The 25,806-nt window shown below is 30.6% G+C and carries 18 protein-coding genes; 7 read left to right on the forward strand and 11 right to left on the reverse strand.

Going from position 1 to position 25,806, the window contains the following annotated elements:
- Both ACFDSN_RS00200 and ACFDSN_RS00205 read right to left on the reverse strand, forming a co-directional pair.
- Nucleotides 1-531, reverse strand: a 531-nt coding sequence (locus tag ACFDSN_RS00200; RefSeq protein ID WP_375237795.1) for a hypothetical protein, incomplete at its 3' end; no start/stop codon positions are given.
- Nucleotides 532-533: 2 nt separating this feature from the next.
- Entirely contained in the window at nt 534-1,910 is a 1,377-nt protein-coding gene (locus tag ACFDSN_RS00205) for an MBOAT family O-acyltransferase (RefSeq protein ID WP_375237796.1), read from the reverse strand.
- Nucleotides 1,911-1,992: 82 nt separating this feature from the next.
- Here ACFDSN_RS00205 and ACFDSN_RS00210 point away from each other — a divergent pair, with 82 nt between their 5' ends.
- Genes ACFDSN_RS00210 through ACFDSN_RS00220 form a run of 3 tightly spaced genes read left to right on the forward strand, consistent with a single transcriptional unit; the run spans nt 1,993 to nt 7,486 of the window.
- Nucleotides 1,993-4,359, forward strand: coding sequence for an ABC transporter substrate-binding protein (locus ACFDSN_RS00210; protein WP_375237797.1), 2,367 nt, complete (start codon nt 1,993-1,995; stop codon nt 4,357-4,359).
- Nucleotides 4,359-5,072, forward strand: a complete 714-nt coding sequence (recO, locus tag ACFDSN_RS00215; protein WP_375237798.1) for a DNA repair protein RecO — start codon at nt 4,359-4,361, stop codon at nt 5,070-5,072. The genes ACFDSN_RS00210 and recO overlap by 1 nt, the downstream gene beginning before the upstream one ends.
- A 2-nt stretch (nt 5,073-5,074) precedes the next feature.
- Nucleotides 5,075-7,486 (forward strand): TonB-dependent receptor domain-containing protein, encoded by a 2,412-nt coding sequence (locus tag ACFDSN_RS00220; RefSeq protein ID WP_375237799.1) that lies wholly within the window; start codon nt 5,075-5,077, stop codon nt 7,484-7,486.
- Between the two features lie 128 nt (nt 7,487-7,614).
- Here the strand turns inward: ACFDSN_RS00220 and ACFDSN_RS00225 are convergent, their stop codons facing one another.
- Nucleotides 7,615-12,222: a choice-of-anchor D domain-containing protein gene (locus tag ACFDSN_RS00225; protein WP_375237800.1), complete on the reverse strand. Its 4,608-nt coding sequence runs from the start codon at nt 12,220-12,222 to the stop codon at nt 7,615-7,617.
- Nucleotides 12,223-12,363: 141 nt separating this feature from the next.
- Between ACFDSN_RS00225 and ACFDSN_RS00230 the strand changes: the two genes are divergently transcribed.
- Nucleotides 12,364-12,843: a regulatory protein RecX gene (locus tag ACFDSN_RS00230; protein WP_375237801.1), complete on the forward strand. Its 480-nt coding sequence runs from the start codon at nt 12,364-12,366 to the stop codon at nt 12,841-12,843.
- Nucleotides 12,844-12,857: 14 nt separating this feature from the next.
- Here the strand turns inward: ACFDSN_RS00230 and ACFDSN_RS00235 are convergent, their stop codons facing one another.
- The 8 genes from ACFDSN_RS00235 to ACFDSN_RS00270 form a co-directional block, all read right to left on the reverse strand.
- The gene (locus ACFDSN_RS00235; protein WP_375237802.1) at nt 12,858-13,706 is read right to left on the reverse strand and encodes a cupin-like domain-containing protein; all 849 of its coding nucleotides are present in this window, start codon (nt 13,704-13,706) and stop codon (nt 12,858-12,860) included.
- A gap of 99 nt (nt 13,707-13,805) precedes the next feature.
- Nucleotides 13,806-14,900 carry a biotin synthase BioB gene (gene bioB, locus ACFDSN_RS00240; RefSeq protein WP_375237803.1) on the reverse strand — a complete coding sequence of 365 codons (1,095 nt, stop codon included), beginning with the start codon at nt 14,898-14,900 and terminating at the stop codon, nt 13,806-13,808.
- Between the two features lie 91 nt (nt 14,901-14,991).
- Nucleotides 14,992-16,134 carry a beta-ketoacyl synthase N-terminal-like domain-containing protein gene (locus ACFDSN_RS00245; RefSeq protein WP_375237804.1) on the reverse strand — a complete coding sequence of 381 codons (1,143 nt, stop codon included), beginning with the start codon at nt 16,132-16,134 and terminating at the stop codon, nt 14,992-14,994.
- 22 nt (nt 16,135-16,156) lie between these two features.
- Nucleotides 16,157-17,422 carry an adenosylmethionine--8-amino-7-oxononanoate transaminase gene (bioA, locus tag ACFDSN_RS00250; RefSeq protein ID WP_375237805.1) on the reverse strand — a complete coding sequence of 422 codons (1,266 nt, stop codon included), beginning with the start codon at nt 17,420-17,422 and terminating at the stop codon, nt 16,157-16,159.
- A complete protein-coding gene (bioD, locus tag ACFDSN_RS00255; RefSeq protein WP_375237806.1) occupies nt 17,422-18,030 on the reverse strand; it encodes a dethiobiotin synthase in 609 nt (202 codons plus the stop codon). Before bioD ends, bioA begins: the two co-directional genes overlap by 1 nt.
- On the reverse strand, nt 18,027-18,440 hold the full coding sequence (locus ACFDSN_RS00260) for a DUF2007 domain-containing protein (protein WP_375237807.1): 414 nt from the start codon (nt 18,438-18,440) through the stop codon (nt 18,027-18,029). Before ACFDSN_RS00260 ends, bioD begins: the two co-directional genes overlap by 4 nt.
- 2 nt (nt 18,441-18,442) lie before the next feature.
- Nucleotides 18,443-19,576, reverse strand: coding sequence for an aminotransferase class I/II-fold pyridoxal phosphate-dependent enzyme (locus ACFDSN_RS00265; RefSeq protein ID WP_375237808.1), 1,134 nt, complete (start codon nt 19,574-19,576; stop codon nt 18,443-18,445).
- A gap of 109 nt (nt 19,577-19,685) precedes the next feature.
- Nucleotides 19,686-20,738, reverse strand: a complete 1,053-nt coding sequence (locus ACFDSN_RS00270) for an endonuclease/exonuclease/phosphatase family protein (RefSeq protein ID WP_375237809.1) — start codon at nt 20,736-20,738, stop codon at nt 19,686-19,688.
- Between the two features lie 172 nt (nt 20,739-20,910).
- Between ACFDSN_RS00270 and ACFDSN_RS00275 the strand changes: the two genes are divergently transcribed.
- The 3 genes from ACFDSN_RS00275 (at nt 20,911) to ACFDSN_RS00285 (ending at nt 25,697) form a co-directional block, all read left to right on the forward strand.
- The gene (locus ACFDSN_RS00275; RefSeq protein ID WP_375237810.1) at nt 20,911-23,763 is read left to right on the forward strand and encodes a carboxypeptidase regulatory-like domain-containing protein; all 2,853 of its coding nucleotides are present in this window, start codon (nt 20,911-20,913) and stop codon (nt 23,761-23,763) included.
- Nucleotides 23,764-23,843: 80 nt separating this feature from the next.
- A complete protein-coding gene (locus ACFDSN_RS00280) occupies nt 23,844-25,259 on the forward strand; it encodes a DUF5689 domain-containing protein (RefSeq protein ID WP_375237811.1) in 1,416 nt (471 codons plus the stop codon).
- 60 nt (nt 25,260-25,319) lie between these two features.
- Complete coding sequence (locus tag ACFDSN_RS00285; RefSeq protein WP_375237812.1) at nt 25,320-25,697, forward strand: hypothetical protein; 378 nt, start codon at nt 25,320-25,322, stop codon at nt 25,695-25,697.
- Nucleotides 25,698-25,806 lie beyond the last annotated feature (109 nt).

Here is a 25,806-nt window from a genome sequence, read left to right on the forward strand (position 1 = left end):
AACACTTGTTTGAGCATTAATTTGTTTAATAAGGTTTGAGGTCTTAGTTTCTTTTTTGTTTAATTGAAACGGTAAATTTTCAGAGTAGATTTGATTTTTATCTGGAGCTATAACAAAATAAAAAGAGATGTCTTTGTTGTCTAAAAATGTTTGTATTTCTTTTAAATTTGAAATTATCTTTTTTTCTTCTTTAGTTGTAAAAGCATCATTTCCAAATGCATTTTTAAAACTGTTTTTATAATTATCTCCAAGATATAACCAACCATTTTTTCCACCTACTACTCGGTTGTGTAGTGCATGTTCTTTAAGTGTGTTGGTCTTGAAATTAAGGTAGTTTTTTAATTGAATATTTTTGAGACCATAGTTTTTATGGTAATACTTTTTTACTTTTTCAAGAGTCAATTTAGGGTCATTTAAGTTAATGCTAAATTGAGGTTTTTCAGAAGTTATAAAAATGAATACATTTGGAATTATTAACATTGTTATGATAATAATTACTGCAAATTTCTTATAAAATGTAAATTTATTCATAATTAAAATCTAAAATAAATAAATGGATTATAGCTTTCCGAGGCTACGTAAAAACTACAAAGAATAAAAAGCAATACTATAATTAATGGTTTTGTTTTCTCTAAAAAAGAACTATGTTTAAATAATGGGATAGATAAAGAAATACCAAAAACCATAGCTATAACGGTTTCTATATTTAAATAATAAAGTAGGAAATCATAATTTGTTGGTTTAGTAAAATCAAATAGATTAATAATATAGTTAAAGGCATCTTTAATACTATCACTTCTAAAAATTATCCAACCTATTAAAACTACAAAAAGACAATAAAAATGAGCAATAAAACTATGTGTATTTTCTAGTTTTTTTGTTAAAAATCGACGTTCAAGTATTATAAAAACACCATGCCATAATCCCCAAATTATAAATGTCCAGTTTGCACCATGCCAAAGCCCAGTTATTAAAAAAACAATAATTAGATTAATATAGTTTTTGTAATTAGAACTCCTGTTTCCTCCAAGTGGAATATATAAGTAATCTTTAAACCATAGAGATAAAGTTATGTGCCAGCGTTTCCAGAATTCTTTAATAGATTTTGAAACATATGGATAATTAAAATTTTCTGGAAAATTGAAACCAAATAATTTTCCAAGTCCAATAGCCATATCTGAGTATCCAGAAAAGTCAAAATATATTTGAATAGAGTATGCAATTATGCCAATCCACGAGATTAAAGCTGAGCTTTCATTTTGTGGTAAATTAAAAATACTATCAGCAATTAATGCACAATTGTTTGCAATTAAAAGCTTTTTGGACAAACCTATGACAAATCGTTCTAATCCAGAGTAGAACATATTACCGTCTACATATCTTTGATTTAATTGATCTTTAATTTCGGAATACCTAACAATTGGTCCAGCAATTAATTGAGGGAAAAAGGAAACGTATGTTAGAAAACTTAAGAAGTTTTTAGAGGCTTTAACCATACCAAAATAAACATCTATTGTATAAGACATTGTTTGAAAAGTAAAAAAACTTATACCTAATGGTAAGACAACCGAGTCGAATTTTGCCGCATCTAGATTTAAAAAAGGTAATGTATCTGATATAGTTAGGTATAAAAAACTAGAATATTTAAAGTATCCTAAAATTGATAAATTAAATATTATAGAAAAATATAAACCTGTTTTTTTGTAATTATTAGAAATTAATAAACCACAAATAAAATCTATAAGAGCTGAGGCTATAATTAATAGAACAAGTTCTTTTTCTCCAAAAGAATAAAATAAAAGACTAAAAAATAATAATAAAATATTTTTCGCCTTTTTTGATACTAAAAAATAGCAAAGTAATGTAATAGGAAGAAATAAATATAGAAATATTGAATCTGTAAAAAGCATGTTTCAACCAAAAATATAGCCAAAAGTACAATAAATAATAGTATTTTTGGTTATTACTTATTCAACATTAGTTTTAGTTTAAATGGTTTTACTAAAGAAAATTTTAGCATTTTTTATATTAATTTCTAGTACGTATATAACGGCTCAGAATTTTGAAGATAGTTGGAAAGGACATTTTTCTTATTTAGACATTAAGACTTTTTCACAATCGGAGACTAAACTCTATGTTTCTGCAGAAAATGCTATATTTTCTTATGATAAATTATCGAACGAAATAACAACTATTTCTACAATTCAAGGATTGTCTGGAGATAATATTACAGCAATAGAATATGTAGAATCAAAAAATAAACTTTATGTTGGTTTTGATACTGGCTTGATTCAGATTTATGACGAAATAAATAATTCAACATTTTCTGTTGTAGATATTCTAGATAAGCCAACAATACTTCCAAACAGAAAAGCTATTAACGACTTTAATTTTGTTTCAGATCGTCTTTATATTTCAGCAGATTTTGGCGTTTCTGTTTTTTTTGTAGACGAAGAAGAATTTGGAGACACTTATTTTATAGGTCCTGGAAACTCTCAAATAACGGTTAACCAAACGACTATTTTTGGCGATTATATTTATGCTGCTACAGAACAAAATTACAGAAGAGGATTATTGTCTAATTCGAATTTAATAGATTCAAATGAGTGGGAAACTGGAAGTTTAGCTGGTAATTGGGTTAATATAGTATCAACTGAAACAGATCTTTTTGCTGTTAATGATAGGCGTGTCTACAGAGTTAATGGCTTAAATACAAATTCTGTATTAACACTTCCAGAAACAATTTTAGATTTAACATCATATCAAAACAGATTAGCCGTAACAACATTTAGACGAGTTAGAAGTTATGCAGAAAACCTTTCTGTAATAGAACAATTTACAGCTGCAAGTTATAATGGTACAAGATTTACAAAAGCTATTTTATCAGATAACGATAAACTGTTTGTTGGTACAGAAAAGCATCCAACAAATGGTAAACCTGGATTTGGTGTTGTTCTATATGATTTAATAGATACAGATAATGTAACTGAAATACATCCTGAATCACCTTTTTTAAATCGTTTTTTTCAAATAGAGGCTAAAGCTGGCCATGTTTGGGGAACACATGGAGGACATTCTATAACTTATGGGTTTTCTGGAGGAATTAGAAGGACTGGTTTAAGTCACTTAATTGATGAAGAATGGAGAAATATACCTTATGATTCCTTGAGGCAGACTTTCACCAACCCTAGGCCCGACTTTCTTGGATATGTAAGTGTAAATCCCACAAACCCAAACAATGCAATGATTAGTTCTTTTTGGTATGGCGTTGTAGAAGTTGAAGGAAATCAAGTTGTTGAAAAATATAATAACCAAAATAGTACTTTAGATCCATTATACGGATCAGTACATTATACTTTGGCTTCTAAATATGATTCAGATGGGACATATTGGGTATTAAATGGAAGGGTTAGTGAAAGTTTAAACTCTTTTCAAAACAATCAATGGTCTAGTGTTAATTTAGATGAAATAATTAATCCGCCTAATAGTAACTTAGGTTTTGGTGAATTGTCTTTTGATGGTAATGGGAATATTTTTATGGCCACTCATGGTTATGGGTTAATAAGTTATAAAGAAGTTAATGGTGAAAAAATATTTAACAACATAAGCGGCATAGAAAATAATATGCCAGACAATTCAATAAAAACAGTTAAAGTAGATCAAAATAATCAAGTTTGGTTTGGAACTGGTAAGGGTTTGCGAGTTGTATATAATTCCGAAGAATTTGCAAGTGGTAATGCTATTGTTGAAGAGATTATTATTTCAGAAAACGGTGAAGCAAGTGAATTATTGTTTTTACAATATGTAACAGATATTGAAGTTGATGGGGCTAATAATAAATGGATTGGAACTCTAGACAATGGATTGTTTTATTTTTCTTCAGACGGACAACAAACTATTTATCATTTCACTAAAGATAATTCACCATTACCAGACAACGATATTTTAGATATTTCTATTGATGAGTTTTCTGGAAGAGTATATATAGCAACAGAAAAAGGACTAGTATCTTTTGGCTCTCAAACCTCTAAGCCTCAAGAGACATTAGAAGAAGCTTATGTGTATCCAAATCCAGTAAGACCAGGTTTTAATATTGTAGATGATAAAGTAAAAATTGTTGGGTTAACAGATAATATGAACATTAAAATTACTGACATTGAAGGTAATTTAGTAACCGAAGCAGAAACTAAAAGAAACGGGAAATTTAAGAATTTTAACCTAGAAGTAGATGGAGGAACTGCTTTATGGAATGGTAAGAATTTAGCTGGTAAGATTGTTGCATCAGGAGTATATGTTGTTTTGTTAAACGATTTAACAACGTTTGAAACTAAAGTGCTTAAAATAATGTTAATTCGTTAATGGTTTTAAGTTTAAACGCCATAGTTTTATCTAAAATTAAGTTTAAAGAAAACGATTTAATAGTTAAAACGTATACCAAACAAAAAGGAGTAATTAGCTATATATTAAAAGGCGTTTTAAGCTCTAAAAAAAATAAAAAAATCGCTTATTTTCAATTATTGTCTCAATTAGAGATAGAAACAAACTTTAAGGCAAACAGAAATCTTCATTATTTAAAGGATTGTAAAAATCATCACTTGTATAGATCTTTACATACAAATATTTATAAAAGCACTATAGCTCTATTTATAGCTGAGATTTTGACATTGGTTTTGAATGAAGAAGAACAAAACGATATGTTATTTAGTTATATAGAATCGTCTTTATTGTGGTTAGATTTAAATACAGAATTAGCAAATTTTCATTTATTGTTTTTAATGAATTTAACTAAATATTTGGGATTCTATCCAGATGATACTAATCAGAATTTTAACTATTTTAATTTGAATGATGGCGAGTTTCAATTGCACAATAGTTCAAATTCTATTTCATTGGAGAATTTAAGTTTGTTTAAAGCCTTTTTAGGCATAAATTTTGATGAGATAAATAAGATAAAAATTAATGCACAACAGCGAACAATTTTTTTAAATACAATTTTAAAGTATTATGAATTTCAATTGTTAGATTTTAGAAAACCTAAATCATTAAAGGTTTTAAATGATGTTTTTAGTTAATTATGATGTATAGATTAATTCTTTTCATACTGTTGTTTGTCTCAAAAACATCTTTTGCTCAGAAAGTTACTGTTTTGGATAGCGAGTTTAAAACTCCAATATCTGGAGTTGCTTTTTTTACAGAAGATAAAAGTATAAGCGAAATAACTAATATTGATGGTGTTGTGAATTTGTCTAATTTTTCGCCTTCAGATATTATTGTAATAAAGCACATTACATACCTTGAGAAAAGTATTATCAAGAAAAATATTACGAATAATGTGGTTTTTTTAACCTCAAATCTTCAAGATTTAGACGAAATAGTTTTGTCAGCTTCAAAATTTTCAGAAAGTAAAATAGATATTCCAAGAAATATTGTTAGTGTAAATGCTAAAACTATTGGGTTTACAAATCCCCAAACTAGTGCAGATGCTTTAGAAAGAACCGGTAGAGTTTATGTTCAGAAAAGTCAACTTGGAGGCGGAAGCCCAATGATTAGAGGTTTTTCTACCAATAGGTTACTATTAACAGTTGATGGTGTTAGAATGAATAATGCCATATTTAGGAATGGTAATATACAGAATGTGATTTCTGTAGACCCATTTACCATACAAAACACAGAAGTGACTTTAGGAGCTGGAACTGTTATTTACGGAAGTGATGCTATTGGTGGTGTTGTTAGTTTTAACACTATTAAACCAAGATTGTCTCATCAAGATAGTTTGCATTTAAATTCTAGTTCTTCAGTTAGATATGCAACTGCTAGTCAAGAACAGACTATTCATACAAATTTGAATTTAGGTATAAAAAAATGGGCTTTTTTAAGCTCGGTTACATTAAATAAATTTGATGATTTACGAATGGGAAAATTTGGTCCAGAGGATTATTTAAGACCAGAATTTATTACAACATCAAATAATACAGATTTAATAATTAATAATCAAAATCCACTTGTCCAAAAAGAATCAGGTTATAGTCAGGCTAACTATATGCAAAAAGTGTTATATCAGCCTACAAACAATTTAGACTTTAACTTAGGTTTGTTTTACACAAAAACTTCTGATGTTCCAAGGTATGATAGATTAATTAGATATAATGACGAAAACACACTAAGATCTGCAGAATGGTTTTATGGACCTCAAAAATGGTTTATGGCTAATTTTCAATTAGATTATAAAAAATCGAGTTCTCTTTTTTATGATAATTTAAAATTAAACATTGCTTATCAAAATTTTAAAGAAAGTAGAATTGATAGAGATTATCAAAGCCTTATAAGATCGACTAGAGAAGAAGTTGTAAATGCATATTCTTTTAATTTTGACTTAGAAAAAATATTCAATAAAAAATCAACCTTATATTATGGTTTAGAATATGTTTATAACAATGTTGGTTCTTCAGCATTCCAAAATAACATTGATTCTGGCGAGGTAGAATCTATAGTAACTCGTTATCCTAACAATTCCTCTTGGCAATCTATGGCTGCTTACTTTAATTATAAATATAAGCCTTTGTACAATATAACACTTCAGTCTGGTTTGCGTTACAACTATGTTAATTCTAAAACTAATTTTGATGAAAACAATGAGTTTTTGAATTTGCCTTTTAGAGTTGCTAGTAATTCAAATAATGCATTAACCGGATCTTTTGGTGTGAGTTGGGTTACAAGTGATTATTTAGAGTGGAAAGCAAATTTTGCAACAGCATTTAGAGCTCCAAATATAGACGATGTTGGTAAAGTTTTTGATTCTGAACCAGGTTCTGTTGTTGTGCCAAATAATAACTTAAAGCCAGAATATGCTTATAATGGTGAACTTGGAATGAATTTAAATTTAAGTGATTTTTTTAAATTAGATATAAGTACTTATTACACTTTACTTGATAATGCTTTGATAAGACGAGATGGAAACTTAAATGGTAATACACAAATTTTATTTAATGGAGAATTAAGTCAAGTGCAATCTATTCAAAACGCATCGAGATCTAAAATTTATGGATTTGAGTTTGGCGCGTTCTTAAAATTCTCAAAATGTTTAGAATTCAAAACGCAATACAATGTTATTGGCGGTTTTGATGAAATAGATAATGTAAAATCTCCATCAAGACATATTGCTCCTAGCTTTGGAAATTCTCATTTAACATGGAAAAACAAAAAAATAAAGTTAGATGCGTTTGTTAATTTTAATGGTGAATTATCTAATAATCAATTGTCAAATTCCGAATTAGATAAAGATTATATTTATGCTTTAGATACTAATAATAAACCTTATTCTCCTTCTTGGTATACGTTTAATATAGCAACGCAATACCAAATCAATTCTAATACAATTTTAACTACTAGCTTAGAAAATATATCTGACCAACGCTATAAGACCTATTCTTCTGGAATTGCTGCACCAGGTAGGAATTTAATTGTAGCTTTAAAGTATACATTATAACAATAGGTTCTAAGTGTTATTTTGAAATAAATATGGAAGATTGATTGATGCTTCGAGATACAAAAAAAGACACCTTATAATTGGTGTCTTTCTTATGAGATTATATCTGTTTTAAAGAGTAATTCCGATTACCTTTTAATTATCTTTTTAGTTGTTGTTTTATTATTACTTAACTTTATTTGAACTAAGTACATAGCGCTACTAAAATCGCTAATGTTTAGATTAAATGTATCTGAATTAATACTGTCTTTGTTGAATAATAATTTACCTAACGTATCAAAAATAGTCATAGATTCTATTTTTAAATCACTATTAGTGTTGGTTGATAAGATATTGTTGTTAGTTTCAAATACAGTTAAGTTTCCGGTTGGCGTTTCAGTAATAGTATCAATAGGGTTGTCTTGTGGTGATTTAAATACAATTTCAAATCTATCCGTAAATTCTCCAGTTTCAGATGTAAACGCATAGTCTTCATCTTTTAAATTTAGTATTTGATTTGTGTATTTGTCTTTAATGTAAATGTTTGTTGTATTTAAAAAATCTCCTTGAAATTTATCTAGAGAAAATTTATAAATTGTTGGAGCGTCTATTGTACTTCTATATCCAAGATTAACAACTTCATCCAGAGTTAGAGTTTCTGGGTTTCTACCTTGAATTAAAAATTTATCAGCTAATTCGTTTTCGTTAGATGTAGAATATAAAGCCATACTTGCCATTACAATACTGTGTCTTTTGGCATCGAAATAACTTCCATCATTACCATTAGTCGCGCCATCAACATAACTCACTAAAATCTGATTGTATAGACCAAAATCGTTAGATAGATTTAACCAGAATTTATTTGGTACGCTTTCTGAATTATTTCTAAAAAACTGATCATTATCTCCAGTTTCTCTCATACTATTTGTAAAAGTTACATTTCCACTGGTACTTGCAGGAGTATTAGAGTAAGTTACTAGAAAACTTTGACAAGAAGGTATAAAGCGATTAGGAATATCTAAAGCGTCAACAACATTATCTCCGTTATTATCTCCTCCAGCAGCTTCACCAGATCCATTAATAGCAGCATAATCGTTAACATCGAAGTTTAAAACGTAATTTCCATTAACTGTGGCAGATGGAGGTAACGAGTGTGACCAAATATATACAGCTCCTTCTATTCTTCCTGAAGCATTTAAATCAAATCTATTTTCGGTTAAAAATGCATCTACATTTATTGCACTTGGGTAAGGGTTTCCAACTAAATTCCAATTAGTGTCATTTAATTCAGCGTCATTTCTATAAACAGGAGTTGTTATAGTTCCAGTATTTAAATCATCTTTAAATTCGTGAGCATATGTTCCTTGTCCACTAAAAGTTCCAGGAGATAAAGTTGCAACAAATCCCATACCTGGAGCCATAATCATTCCGTTTCCTCCAGCTTGCCATGCGTTAGCATTATCATCTACATTATCAATTCCAGCTCCGGCAGTTTGTGTATTATCGTTGTTAGTTTCATAAAATGAATCTTGGTAGTTTTGTGCTTTTAGCCAAAATCGTCTATATATACTTGAAAGCGGTAAGGCTTCAGATAGAGTTGCTGATTGAACAGGAGAACTCCAGAAAGTATATTCGTACCAAGCACTAGTTGGTGCAGTACTTTTTTCTACTATAGTCGGGTTAGCAGCAGCACTACCGGAGTCTGTATAAGTACCAGCATCATCAACTTGTACAACACTACCAAAATCGTTTACAATAAGTTGTCCGTTGTTTACAATATCATTGGTGATTTGAATATAAGAATTATTTGCAACTGTTAAAATATAACTTGAATTAATAACTAAGCTGCATGCAACTATACTTCCGTTAGTTACTGTATTGTAATTAGCATCTAAAATGGCAAGAATGCTATTAGTTGGGGTTCCATTATCCCAAGTGAAACCATCCCAAGTTGTGCTATCACTTTTTAATTGACTTGCATCAGAAGCAGATGAACACGTTCCATCTTCAGTTACTAGACAATAAAACTGATATCCCGAATAAGCAGAAACGGAACCAGTTAATTGTAAGTTTATAGATGTTTCTCCAGAAACAGTAACTAGAGGTAAATTTGTAGAGTTTGCAATTGTCCAGGTAGAAGATGAACCATCATTAAAATACCATTGGTATGACAATGTTCCAGAGTTACCTGCTATAGCTGTTATAGAAAAATTTGCAGAGGTAGAACATGTATTCACATCTGCTGGCTGTAGAGTAACATTTGGAAATGTTGAGGAGCCATCGTAAGTTTCTATGTCTGTATAATTATCATCACAAGAATCATAGTCTATAATTGTCCAGTCTGAGGAATTAAATGTCGTGTTTGGTGCTGTGGCAGTAGATTTTCTTTGAAAATCATATCCTTCTCCTCCTAAGCCTAAAGCATTAATCCATGTGCTACCATCACAGATTCCCCAAACATCAATAATTATTGTGTTTTTTAATAAACTTATGCAATCATTGTTGTTGACACCTGAAAATACTTCTGTTTGGTCAGCATAAGACCCATCTGCACCTGGTACAGCAGCACATCCAGCTCCAACACTAGTTGCAAAAATAAAGGAGTCACCACTATTTAAAACTCCTGTAAGTGCTAAATCGGTTTCTAAACCACCATTGTTTTTAAATCTTAAAGCATAATTGTTTGCTGCTAAATCTATTGAAGCTCCAGTTCCATTATATATTTCAATATAACTTAGAGATCCAGAAGAAGCATCAGTTACTTCGGAAATAAATATATCGGTAAAACTTGGCCCACTTGTACATGAGCCACTTTCTGTTAAAACGGTAAATGCGCTAGAACTATTTAAGGCACATCCGCTTTCTGTTAAAGTAATTACATTTGTTGATGCTCCTGTAGGAATTTCAGCAATAATAGTGGTTGCTGTTTGAGATATAATTGTTGCAGATTCTGAGCCAATATCTACAGTAGTTCCTGCGGTAAAACCAGTTCCATTTATAGTTATTTCAGTTCCACTTGGTCCAGAAATTGGAGCAAAAGCAGTTATGGTTTGTGTTGAAGTACAAGCTGTGCCGCAATTAACCTCAATATCGTCTAATCGCCATGGGGAAGTTGTCGATGATACTTTTTTAAACTGAATCCAAACATTAGCATTTGTTGTATAAGCAGATAAATTTACAGTATATTGACTGTATGAGTCGGAAGGAACATTACTATGATTGAAAACTTCAACTGTTGTAAAAGGACCTGTTTGGCTCGTAGTTGATATATTTATGTTTAATGTTTTTCCGCTTGTATTGCCTGTTCTTCCTAAATAAAAAGTTAGATTCGTAGGATATGTAACTTCAGATGTAGTTAAACTTCCATTATTGGAATTAAAAATAGAAGCTGCAGGTGCAGAGTTATAGTCTGTAGCAGAAGTACTTCGATTTACTCCAGTTGCTAACCAACCAGTTGGTTGAAATGTTGTATCTGTAAAATCTTCAGCTAAACAAGGTCCTGTTAATGTGGTTTCATTATTTATTAATGGACTTGTTGTATTATATGTATTTCCACCAATACAATTTGTGTTATTATAGGTAAATACAAAATAGTAATACGTCGTTGTAGAGCTTAGACCTGATGCTGTAAAGCTTGTTGTTGCTCCACTCTGTATTACCGTTCCTCCTCCTAAACTATCTCCTGGGTTATATGTTATTCCGTCAATAGGAGTAGAACTTAATGATGGAGATGTACTTTGTATTATTAAATAATTATCTGCTGTTGTTGCAGTAAAACTTCCATCTATACTAGAACTAGTAATTGTGCCAAAAACTAAATTGGTAGCTTGATTAGTTGGTGCAATACAAGGCGTTGTTCCTTCCCCAATAATATCAAATAAGTAAGGAGATTCATCTGAATCTGTATTATCTATGCTTACTGTAGCTGTTCTTGTTCCAACGGCTAATGGGTTAAAAGTAATATCGAACGAGGTATTTAAACCAACTCCAATAGTTGTAATAATTGGTTGAGTTACCGTAAAGTCTCCCGGATTAGCACCAATTATATCAACAATAGGAGAGCCATTTAAAAGCAAAGGCATTGTTCCGTTATTTTCAATAACAAAAGAATAAACTTGAGATCCAGAAGCGACATCTTGTTGTCCGAAATCTGTAAAATCTCCTGTTTGAGGTGTTGTGTCGTTGTTAGCTATATCTAGCGTGTTACCAGTAATATTAATTTCTGGTTCTGGTGTAACAATAACGTAATCGGTTATTTCAAAATCATCTATAGATAATCTTTCTTCGTCTGTAATCGAAATGACTTGAATTAAAATATCATCTCCATTATAATTTACTGTTTGCGAAAACTGCATATATGTTGTAGATGTAACATTTACTACACTGCCAATATTTATCCAGTTTGAGCCGTTATCTGTACTGTATTGAACTTGAAAAGAAACATTACTGCCATCCGCATCCCAATGTCTATACCAAAAAGAAATATCTCCAATTCCGTTATCTTTACCATTACCATCTAATCCAAGATATCTTAAGAATTCATTAGCGCCACTATCGTCATTAAATCTTACACTTTTAGACCCTGTTCTTGATGGACTGCCTAATAAAGAGTTGTTATTTGACCATTGTCCAGATGCAAGAGTTGTGGTTACTGTTGCTCCATAAGATGCATCTACCCAACTTTCGAAAGACTCAGTAACTTGACCGTAACTAATAAATGTAAATAATATTAAAAAGCAGAATATTCTTAATTTCATAGTTTTCTTTGTTAAAATAACAGCATGTAAATATAGAAATAATATATTAGTTAATATTAACTAAAAGTTAACTTTAATGGGTTCATAATTAAATAGTTATTAACAATAACTTTTCGTCGATTATTGTTACTTTTGATAGATATGCAAATTAAAAAAAATAAATCTTTTACTTTAGAAGAGGCTAAACGTAAGTTAGAGCATTATTGTGCCTACCAAGAACGTTGTCATAAAGAAGTTACTTCTAAATTAAGAGAATTAAACATGATACCTTCAGCAATTGATGTTATTGTAGTGCATTTAATAAGTCATAAATTTTTAGACGAAACTCGTTTTGCAGAAACTTTTGCAAGGGGGAAATTTAGAATTAAGAAGTGGGGAAAGCAACGAATTATTCGTGAGCTTAAATTTAAACAGATTTCTGTTTACAATATAAAAAAGGGTTTAGCCCAAATATCTGATGAAGATTATTATAATACGTTTGATGAATTGGCATCTAAAAAATCAGAAACAATAACAGAATCAAATGTTTATAAAAAACGAAAAAAATTAGCAGACTACCTTTTGTATAGAGGTTGGGAATCGGTTATGGTATACAGTAAGGTAAAGGAATTATTCCCTTAAAACATAAAACAAGATTATTTAGTTTTTAATGCTTTTTTGTTTTTCCATTCTATCCATTTTTGACCTTTTAATGTTCTCATTAAATTATCAAAATTTCGCATAACAAACAGATTATAAATAGCTTTTGTAAAATTCTTTGGACTTCTGTATAAAGTCCTTAAACTCATGGAAAAACCTGGTGTAATATATTTCATGTAATGCCAATAACCTTCTGGTATATATAATATTTCACCATGATTTAATTCTGTTCTATATCCTTCGGCTAATTTTAAATTTGGCCATTTATTTAAGTTAGGGTTTGAAAAATCAATATCTTCTCTTGTAATCAAAGAAAAAGGAACTTTGTATAAATGCTTATTTTGCTTTTGATCAAATAGGATAACTTCTTTTTTTCCTTCAAAATGAAAATGAAAAATATTAGCTAAATCAATGTCATAATGCATAAATGTGTGCGATTCTTTTCCTCCAAAAAACAACATTGGTAAATTTTTCATTAAGCGTAAACCAAAATCTGGAAGCATATAATCCTTTTGAAGAACAGGTACTTCTTTTAAAATGTTCCAAAGAAAAACTCTAAATTTTGTTGGTTTATTTTTAAGTAGATCAATATAATCTGCCATTTTCATTTCTGCATGTGGCTGATTAAAACCATCTTTATGATGTACAGGTCTGTCGTCGTAGAGTGGAACTGTTTTCTCTCCTGCAACTTTTTTTATATAATCTAAATTCCACTTTGTGTACGCAGGCCAGTCTTCAATAAAACACTCTATTACCACAGGTTTTTGTGATTTAAAATAGGTCTTAATAAAGTCTTGCTTTGTAATCGTTTTTACACGAGGAATATGTTCAAGATTTAAACTCAAAAAATAGTTGTTTCAATTATAAATGTACTAAAATGCAAAAAAGCAGCTATTGATATATTTGTAAATTAATAGCTGCTTTTAATATATGTTTTAAAAACTTTACTTTAAAACTTTACCTTTTTGTTTAGCTTCTTCGTTTCGTTCAATTTTATGATCAGGTCGAGTCCATCTAGGTTTTTCGCCTAAAGCTTCAAATTTAGAATCTGCAGCATCAACAGTTTGTGGTTGTACCTTTTTGGTAAATGGTTTTTGAGGAATCATTCCTAATTTCTCAAACATTTTCATATCCTCATTTACATCTGGATTTGGCGTAGTCAATAATTTATCTCCTGCAAAAATAGAATTTGCCCCAGCAAAGAAACACATTGCTTGTCCTTCTCTACTCATTTGAGTTCTTCCAGCGCTTAAACGCACTTGTGTTTCTGGTAATACAATTCTTGTTGTTGCAACCATTCTAATCATATCCCATATTTCTACAGGTTTTTGATCTTCTAATGGTGTTCCTTCTACAGCAACTAAAGCGTTTATTGGTGTAGATTCTGGTTGTGGGTTTAAAGTAGATAACGCTACTAACATTCCAGCTCTATCTGCAATGTTTTCTCCCATTCCAATAATTCCACCAGAGCAAACTGTCACGTTTGTTTTACGAACATTATCTATAGTATCTAATCGATCCTGATAACCTCTTGTGGAAATAACTTCTTTGTAGTATTCTTCGGACGAATCTAAATTATGATTGTAAGCATATAAACCAGCTTCAGCTAAACGCTGTGCCTGGTTTTCTGTTACCATACCTAAAGTACAGCAAACTTCCATATCTAATTTATTTATGGTGCGTACCATATCTAAAACTTGGTCAAATTCTGGTCCATCTTTTACGTTTCTCCAGGCTGCACCCATACATACACGAGAACTTCCGCCAGATTTTGCACGTAAAGCTTGAGCTTTTACCTGCTGTACAGTCATTAAATCGTTACCTTCAACATCTGTATGATAACGAGCTGCTTGTGGACAATACCCGCAATCTTCAGAACAACCACCGGTTTTTATAGATAATAAAGTAGACACTTGCACCACGTTTGGGTCGTGTTGTTGTCTATGAATTGTTGCTGCTTCATATAATAACTCCATCATTGGTTTATTATAAATAGCAAGAATTTCTTCCTTGGTCCAATTATGTCTTACTTCACTCATTGTGCTAAAATATTTTGAACAAAAATAGTAATATAGATTTGTTTTTATGTTGAAATATATCCAAAATATGGCTTTTTTTAAGCTGCGGAAATTATTTTTTTATGATAACACTTACTGCATTTCCTCCAAATCCAACTGCATTAATCATTATAGAATTGATTGATTTTGGTTGGTTCTGTTTAAAAAAAGGAACATTAAAAACTGTTTGTTCTTGAAGCATTAAGATGGCCATTTCTATGCTCAATACACCTGAGGCACCTAAACTATGTCCTATTTTCCATTTGTTATTAGTTAAAAAAGGAAGTGTTTTAAAGGTGTTTTTTATGGCGTTATATTCTGCTTTATCACCTTTTATAGTTCCTGGTGTATGCGTTACAATTACGTCTACAGTTTCTATATTAGCTTGATTTAAAGCCATTTTCATAGATTTTTTAAAACAATCTCCGGCACTTGAAAGTGATACGTGATGCTGTAAAATTTCTGTAGCATAACCAATACCAGCTATTTGAGCTAATCGATTAGGTTTATGTCCAGATTCTAAGCACAAACTTGCTGAAGCTTCACTTAAAATCATACTATTTTTTGTCTTATTAAAATCTAATGCTTTACACGGATATTCTGTTTCTGTGTTCGATGCATAAATTTTCAAAGCCTGCATTTGTGCTATGGTAAAAGGTGTAAGTGGTGCTTCTGTTCCACCTATTAAAAATTGATCAGCCAAGCCTGACTTTAACCAAACCATACCATTTAATAATGCGTGTAATGCTGTTGAGCAGGTTATAGAATGCGATATTTCTGGTCCAGAAGTTTGCAAATCATGAGCAACCCATGAAGATATGTTTCCTAAAGTTGTGGTTGGAGATGCTAAAATTTCAGCTTTATTGTTTTTTAAAAATGCTTCGTGATGATTCTCAAATAAAGCGGTTGCACCACGAGAAGAACCAATGTTTACTCCAAAATTAGAACCTGTTGACCAATTAGCTTCTTTAATAGCGTTTCTAGAGCTTAAAATAGAGAATAAAACCGAATTGTCTAAAGGCTTGTATTTAATGTTTTCTGTTTTTAAAGCTTTAATTTTTTCTAAGCTTCCTTTGTTTAATTGTGCAACCCAAGTGTTATCCTTCGTAGAAAAATAATGATTAGTATTTAAGTAGGCTTTCAATATATCATCTCGATTATCGCCTAATGGCGAAACCGAAGCTAATCCTGTTATTGAAATTGGAGTTTGTTGCATAACTTTTTATAAGATCTCAAAATTAAAGAATCTCTAACGCTTCTTCTATTGTTGAGTATATTTTTTCTAATTCTTTTTTAGAAATAGTATAAGGCGCTAAAATATAAATGGTTGAACCAAGCGGACGTAAAAACACGCCTTTACTCATAAAAAACTGAAATAACTTATCGCGTAAATTCCCGTAGCGTTGCATTTTAATGTTTAAATCTAATGCAAAAATAATTCCTGTCTGTCTAATAGATGCTACTTTACTGTGCGATTTTATATGTTCGCCAAATGTTTTATGAGAAGCTGTTATGGTTGAAATATTCGTCTGAATTTCTTTAGAAGTTAACAATTCTATACCTGCTAAAGCTGCTGTACATGCTAATGGGTTTCCAGAATAGGTATGTCCGTGAAATAAGCCTTTTTCAATATCATCACTATAAAAAGCATCATAAATTTTTTGAGAACAACTTGTAATTGCCATTGGCAATAAACCTGCAGTTAAAGCTTTGCTTAAGCACATTACGTCTGGTTTTGTTTCTAATTGCTCTGATGTAAAATGAGTTCCTGTTTTTCCAAAACCAGTCATAACTTCGTCTGCAACCGTAATTATGTTGTGTTTTTTACAGAATTGTAAGATTAATTCTAAACCTGCTTTGTTGTGCATTTTCATTGCTGCAGCACCTTGAACTAACGGTTCGTAAACAAAACCTGATACTTTATTATTTTTTACAATTTCTTCTAATTGTGCTAAAATGGCTTCGTGATTTTCGCCATTTGGTGTTGGAATACGTTTTACGTCTAATAATAAATCCTCAAAAGGTCCATTGTAAACAGATAATCCAGAAACACTCATAGCTCCAAATGTGTCTCCGTGGAATCCATCTTCAAAAGCGACTAATGTATTGCGTTTTTCACCTTGATTAAAATGATATTGTAATGCCATTTTAATTCCAATTTCTACAGACGAAGATCCATTATCATTAAAAAATAATTTCTCTTGGTTTTCTGGAAGAATACTAATTAGTGCTTCAGATAATTTTACAGCAGGTTCATGTGTAAATCCACTAAAAACAACTTGATCTAATTGTTGCATTTGTTTGTAAACACGACTGGTAATATAATCGTTACAATGTCCGTACATACAAGTGTACCAAGACGCAATTGCATCTATGTATGTGTTTCCATCTTCATCTGTTAAAGTACAGTTTTTAGCTTTGGTTATAGCAATCGCTTCAGGATGTAGTTTATGCTGTGTTAATGGATGCCAAATATGTTTTTTATCGCGTTCTTTTAGTGTCATTACAATTTACCTTTAAATAATTCCGCGTATTCTTTTATTACATTCTTATCAAAATAAGGTTCTTCGTTTATGCGACCAATATATTCCGTTTTACTCATTTTTAAAATAATATCTTCTGTTGTTTTGTGCTCGTTCCCACTAAATATTAGTTTTGTTTTAAACCCTTTTTGTTCTAATAAATTAAGGGTTAAAAGTGTATGATTTATACTTCCTAAGTAATGTCTAGAAACTACAATAATTTCAGCGTGTTTAGAAATAATATCTAAAATGGTTTCTGTGTTATTTAATGGAACTAATAATCCGCCTGCGCCTTCAATAACCAAATTGTTTTTCGTTTTTGGCGCTTTTATTTTTGAGGTGTCAATTTTAACACCATCAATTTCTGCAGATGCGTGCGGACTCATTGGCGTTTTTAGAGCGTAGCTATTTTTATGAAACACAGAAGTTGTATTAGAAATTAATTGTTTCACTTTTTTAGTGTCACAATTATCTAATTCTCCAGATTGTATAGGTTTCCAATAGTCAGCTTTTAAAGCTTCTACAGCAATTGCAGAAGCTACGGTTTTACCAACTTCGGTAGAAATTCCTGTTATAAAATAAGTTTTCATTCTAAATTAAAATTTGTGTTACAAGCTTCGCATTTGTATTCGTATTTTGTGTAAAATGGTAATAATCTCAAAAAGATACTTGTTAAAAATGCTAAAAGCGATTTAATACTATTTATGGTTGAAAATAACTGAACGCTTTCGTTATTACAATTTGGACAGTTTATAGTTTTTCCTTCATTTGTTAAAGAGTATTTAGAAATGCTTTCTAGAATAGACTTTGCTTTTTCGGCTTGTTCTTGTGGTACTTTTATTTTTACGCCACCAATGGCTTGACTAACTAATGGATCTGTATCTATAGTGAATTCATCAGACAAAAAAACCGCAATTCCATCTGCTTCTAAGCGACCTTTTATAATCTGAGCTTCGCTTGAATAATTAAAACGAGCAATTGTTGTAAAGGTATTACTCATAATTACAATAGGTTTTTTAAAAGTTGAAGTAAATCTGTTATCTCCTTATTTGTATTATAATTATGTAAGCAAAAACGAAGTCTTTCTAGGTCTTTTGGAACTGTAGGACTTAAAATTGCTTTGACATTAAAACCATTGTCTTGAAGTTTTTGCGCAGCTTTTTTAACATTATCATTTCCTTTTATAATAATACATTGAATTGCAGAATCACTTTCTATAAATAGGTTTTGAAGTTGGAAACGTTTCTTTTCAGAATTAAAAAAGGAAATATTATTTTTAAGCTGAGTAATAGTTTTTGTGATTTCTAATTCCTGGTAAGCTATGTAAATTGTAGCTATAGAATGTGGTGGCAGTGCTGTTGTATAAATTAAAGATTTTGAAAAATTAACTAAGTAATTAATTAAATCTGTACAACCTAAAATTGCTGCACCGTGACAACCTAATGCTTTTCCAAAGGTTATAATTCTGGCAAAAACAGCTTTTGAATTTGTGCTATTTATTAAGCCGCAACCATTAATTCCAAATACGCCAAAAGCGTGAGCTTCGTCTATAATTAATCTTGCGCTATGTTGTTTAGATGCTTGAATTAATTTTTCTATATCTGGAGAATCTCCATCCATAGAAAAAACAGATTCGGTTATAATATAAATAGTTGTGTTTTTATCTGATTTTGATAATTTCTCATTTAAATCATCAATGGAATTATGTTTAAACTTAAAAGCTTTTGCGTTAGATAATATAATAGCTTCTCTAATTGATGCGTGACAAAATTCATCATAAAAAATAATGTCATTTCGCTGACAAATAGAGGCAATTAATCCAATATTAGCATTGTAGCCGGAATTGTAGATTAAAGCTTTTTCTACAGAATGAAATTTGGCAATATAATCTTCGGTTAAATCATAGAGTGTATGATTCCCAGAAATTAATCTAGAACCTGTAGCGCCATTATTTTTAAGATTTTTAGTTTCTAAAAACTTTAACGTGTTATTGAAGATGGTTGTGTTTTTAGCGAAACCAATATAATCGTTAGAAGAAAAATCTATTAAATGAGATGTTTGTTCAATACTTCTTAGACTATGGTCTGAAATCCGCTGGTTTAATTTGTTTAAAGATTTTTTATCTAAGTGTTGCATAATTGTATTGAAATACAAATATATTAAAGACTAATTTGAAACAACGCTAAAACAAAAAAAGACTACCATTTAAATGATAGTCTTTTTATATGTTAATTTATGTGAAAAATTATTCCACTTCTTTTATTAAATGGATATAGACAGGAAAGTGATCTGAAAATCCATCTGTAAAACTACCATTAGCGAAACTACGTAAAGGATAACCTTTCCAGCGTCCTTTTTTATTAACTAAATAATTTTTATTAAAAATTCCTGCTTTATAGAATTGGAAAGATTTGTAATCTTTTTCTACAAAAGGTTGTGTCATCATAATTTGATCAAACAAACTCCAGCTATCTCTGTATGCATTAGAACCAAGTCCCTTTTTAAAGAAATCTATCATTGGATTATAAATACCTTTAAACTTTACATTTTCAATTTTACGCTCTGCTTTTAAAACATCTTTAACACTAGCATTATTAGGATTATCATTTAAATCTCCCATAGTAATAATTTTAGCATAAGGATTTATAGCTTGTAAAGAGTCTATTAAGCGTTTGTTTAGTTTTGCGGCAGCAACTCTTTTAGATCTACTTCTTGCTTCTCCACCACGTCTCGATGGCCAGTGATTAACAATAAAATGCATTTCTTCTCCATCTAGCTTTCCAGAAACTAATAATTGATCACGTGTATAAATACGTTCTCTAGATTGATCATCATATAACATTAATGTATGTGTGCTATGAGATGTAGGTTGGAATAGGCGTTTTTGATATAATAAACCTACATCAATACCTCTTCGATCAGGAGAATCATAATGTATAATGCCATAATCTTTGTTTAAAAGTAAAGAGTCATTCACAACATCTTCTAGAACTTCTACGTTTTCAATTTCCACAACACCAATTACAGCAGGCGTATTGTTAGACATATCTTTTCCGATGTCTGATAAAACGCGTGCCATATTTTTTACTTTTTTCTTATAAATTTCCGAACGATTTGTATTTAGTTCCATCATTGGGCTAGCTTCATCGTTTTTCTCAGGATCATTTATGGTGTCAAATAAATTTTCAAGATTATAAAACGCAACTGTGTGCAATTTAAATTTCTTTTTTTCCTGTGCATGCATAGTAAATATCCCAGTAATACTAAGGATTAAGCATAATTTTACTAAATGTTTCATTAAATGTTAGTGTTATGTTAATGTTATGTTATTTACAAATTGTTTGCCAAAAGTAGTTATTAATTATAAATAATGTAAATTTGTGCCGCTTTAGTAACAATTATTTAATAATTGAAATGAAAAGTAAAAAATAGATTAACTCGTAAAAATTAAATTTTAAGATTAACAAAAAATGAAAAAAATTCTAACAACGTTTTTGTTTGGAATATTCTCAATGTCTGTAGCATTAGCTCAACAAACTATTGTAAAAGGTAGTGTTGTAGATGGAGTTACAGGAGAACCACTTGAAAACGTAATCGTAAAAATTGAAGAAACTAAACAAGAAACTACAACGAATGGTTTAGGTGAGTTTGTTTTTACTCCAACACCAGAATTAGGCGAACAAACTTTAGTTCTTTCTAAAGATGGTTATGTTGCAAAACGCTATCCAATTGTTGTGAATGAAGGCAAAGAGTTAAATATTACAGATATGTCTTTAGATATAGACATTAGTGATCAACAAGACTTATTTACCGTAACGCTTTCGGAAGAAGACTTAAATGATGATGATAGTGGTTCAGATAATATATCTGGTTTACTGTCTTCTTCAATGGACGTTTTTCAAAGAACTGCTGCTTTTGAATTTAGTTCTTCTTTCTTTAGAGTAAGAGGATTAGATTCTGATAACGCAACTGTTATGATTAATGGTATTGAAATGAATAAATTTGACACAGGAAGACCACAATGGGGAAATTGGGGAGGATTAAATGATGTTGTTCGTAATCAAGAACTGGCTACAAACCTTCATGCTTCAGCTTATACTTTTGGTGGTGTTTTAGGATCTACAAATATTTCTACAAGAGCTTCTGCTTACAGAGAAGGAGGACAAATAACATACTCTTCTTCAAACAGAAGTTATTCAAATAGATTAATGGCTAAATATTCTTCTGGTTTAATGGAAGATGGTTGGGCTTATACTATTATGGCTGGAAGGCGTTGGGGAGACGAAGGTTTTCAAGACGCGACTTTGTATGATGCTAATTCATTTTTTGCGTCTATAGAGAAAAAAATTAATGATAAACATAGCCTTAATTTCACCTCAATTTACGCACCTAATAGAAGAGGTAAATCGTCTCCGCTTACGCAAGAGGTTGCTGATTTAAAAGGTATTAAGTATAATGAATATTGGGGAGATTTAGACGGTAAGAAGAAAAACTCTCGTGTTAAAGAAGTTGAAGAGCCAATTTTGCAATTAAGTCATTATTGGGATATCAACTCTAAAACCAGTTTAAATACAACTTTAGGGTATCAATTTGGTAAGGTAGGGAATAGTCGTTTAGATTTTCCTGGAGGAGCAAACCCTAGTCCAGCATACTACCAAAACCTACCAAGCTATCACCTGTCTCAAATAGATGATGATGGACCAAATTATGCTGCTGCTTATTTAGCAGAGCAAGAATTCATTAATAATGGTCAGATTAATTGGAATGATCTTTTTCAAGCTAATATTAATGACAATAATGACGTTAATGGGAATCCATCAGCTGCATATTTATTATATGAAGACAGAACGGATGACAAAACATTATCTTTTAACTCGGTTTTTTCTACAGAAATTAACGAGAACATATTATTAAATGCTGGTTTGAATTATAGAAAATTAAAATCTGAGAATTTTGCAGAAGTTATAGATTTGTTAGGAAGTAATGTAGGAGTAGCTAATGTAGATGCATTTAGTCAAGTAGATTTCGATTTACTTAACCCAGGACAAATAGCAAATGAAGGAGATAAGTTTAGATATAATTTTAATTTATATGCCGAGGAAATAGGTGGTTTTGCTCAAGCACAATTTAAGTATAATAAATTTGACTTTTTTCTTGCAGGTAATATTACAAAAACACAATATCAAAGAGAAGGTTTATTTAAAAATGGAAACCAACAATTTGATATTGTTGACGAAACTACTGGTCTAGTTACTGGAACTTTAGATAACTCATCGGGAAAAGGAAAGAAACTAGATTTCACTGGATTTGGTGCTAAAGCTGGATTTACTTATAAAGTTTCTGGAAAGCATTTATTCGATGTAAATGGTGGTTATGTTGCACAAGCACCTAATCTAAGAAATACATATACAAACTCTAGAGAGAGCCAAGATTATGTTGGTGTTACTAGAGGAGAAAATTTTGAAGGTGTTGAATTAACAGAGGAAAAAATTAAATCTTTTGACGCAAGTTATATTTTTAGATCTTCAATTGTTAAAGCACGCTTAACAGGTTTTTATACTAAAATAGAAGATGCTAACGAAGTATCATTCTTCTTCACGCAAAGTGCTTCTACAGCAGGTTTTATTCAAGAAACACTTGCGGGTGTAGATAAAAGACATATTGGAGCAGAGTTAGGTATAGAAGCACAAGTTACTCCAACCATTAAATTAAAAGGAGCTGCTTCAGTTGGTCAATATACTTATGATAATAATCCGTTTGTGTATTTAACATCAACTTCAGAAGATTTTAATGATAGAGCAGATGCTGGTAGTGCTGTAAATGAAATTTATCAAACATCTATTAAAAACTATAAAGTTGCAGGTGGACCACAGCGAGCTTATTCAGTTGGTTTTGAATACAGAGACCCAAAATATTGGTGGTTTGGAGCAACAGCAAACTTTTTCTCTAACACCTATGTAGACATTAGCCCATTAGCACGTTCAGAATATTTCACTCAAGACCCAATAGATGGTGTTACATACAGTGATTATGATGCTGATATAGCTAGAGAATTATTACGTCAAGAAAAAATTGAAGACTATATGGTAATCAATTTAGTTGGTGGAAAATCTTGGAAAGTTGGAGATAAATACATTGGATTTTTTGCAAGTATAGGAAATGTATTAGATCAGCAATATAAAACTGGTGGTTTTGAACAAGGTAGAAAGTCAACATACACAGACTTGCTAGAAGATAACTCTACGCCTTCAAGAGTCTTTGCTCCAAAGTATTTCTTTGGAAGAGGAGCAAATTATTTCTTAAATTGCTACGTAAGATTTTAAATAACAAAAAAGAAAAATTATATTTATAAACGATTTTTTAAAGAGGTTTATCCTTTTAAGAAATTTTAAAAAAAAGTATTATGATTAAAACAAACAAAATTTTAGCACTTGGATTCGGAATTGTTTCTATGCTATTCATAAACTCATGTGTTGAGGACGACGATTACACAACACCAAACTTAACTATTGCACCAGTAGATGTATCTTCTCTTGGTTTAGAAACATCATTTTCTAATATAATTGCTCGTTATAACACAGCAGTTGTAAATGGAGAACAAGTAGGTGTTTTTTCTGTTGAAAACGATGGTCCATTATATGCTGTAGGTTATGTGGTTTCTGATGATGGATCTGGGAATTTTTATGAAGAAATTGTTATTCAAAATTCTATAGATGGGACTGATCCTTCAGGAGATGTAAGAAGAGGTTTGAAAATCGATATAAATGCTAACGACTTAGGAGGAATTTATAACTTTGGACGTAAAGTTTATATTAAATTAAATGGTTTAGCAATATCTGAAGATAATGGTGTTTATGTTTTAGGTAAATCTGAAGGAAATAGTTTAGAACAAATTGAAGAATCTTTAGTTTCTGACTTTATAATTAGAGACCCAGAGACAGTTGTTATAGAGCCTAAAATGGTTGCAATTGAAGACTTAACTGATTTAGATGAAAGTACATATATCCAATTAAGTAATTCTCAAATAGTGAAAGCACAAAAAGACTTAACTTATGCTGGAGAAGCTACAGATGAATTTGATGGGTTTAGAACAATAACTAACTGTGATACTAATGCATCATTATTATTACAAACTAGTACGTTTGCAGATTTTAACGGAGCGCAATTACCGTCGGGAAAAGGGACAATTTCTGGAGTTTATACTAGAGATTTTGGAGACGATTTTAGTGTGTTAATAGTAAATGCAGTTACAGATATTGATTTTAATGACCCAAATAGATGTGATCCAGTTGTTTTAGAATGTACTGGTGTTAGTGGTGGAGGATCTACTCTTTATTCTGAAAACTTTGAAGGATTTGGTGGTTATGCAGCTGAAGGTTGGACAATGACAAATGTAGATGGCGGAAGCGTTGATTGGTTTATAAGTTCTTTTAGTGGTAACAATTATTCTAGAATTTCAGCTTTTAGCTCAGGTGAAAGTGCAGCTGAGGTTTGGTTAGTAACTCCAGATATTGATATGGATACGACTACAGGAGAAGAGTTAAGTTTTGATTTAGAAGCAGCTTTTGCTAATGGAATTATAATTTCTGTTTATGCATCAACTGATTTCTCAGGAGATGTTACTACTGCAACTTGGACGCAATTAGATGCAAATATTCAAGCTGGTCCTTCAAGTGGATTTGGTGGTTTTGAAACTATTGATCCAATAAACATATCTTGTTTGGATGGTTCTGTAAACTTTGCATTTGTTTATACTGGTTCAGACCCTAGTGCTACAACTAGATATCATTTAGATAATTTAGTTATAACAGGTAACTAAAAAATAAAATAATTTTAAAAACCCGCTAGTTTATTCTAGCGGGTTTTTTATTTTTAGCCTATGACAATTTTCAATCAATTATATCTTTTTGTATTTAATAAATACAAACCAAAATATAAACTCAAGGCTAATAGCATTGCCCTAATTTATATATCTATTTTACAAATAAGTTTAGTGTTTTTAGCAGGTACATTTGTTGCTGCATTTTCAAATCAAATGAATTTAGATTTAATGTCTCAATCAAAAGCAATTACCTTTTTTGTAATTATAGCAATAGTCATTCATTTCTCAAATTGGATGAGTTATAGTGGTCAATCTAGAAAGGTTATGAACGCTAAATACAATAAAAGTAAAAAAATAGAACAAAATGTTATATTGGTTTTTTGTTTACCAATATTAGCTTTTTTATTGGGCTCGTTATTTCTTCAGAGTCTATAGTTTTATGAATAATACTTTTTAATGTGTTTTTAATCGACACAAAGAAACACTTAGTCTATTATAATATTAAAACATTATGTTGATTTTTAAATATTATTACTTTAGATAA

Source organism: Aurantibacter sp. (genome assembly GCF_042094015.1).
Taxonomy (GTDB): Bacteria; Bacteroidota; Bacteroidia; order Flavobacteriales; family Flavobacteriaceae; genus Aurantibacter.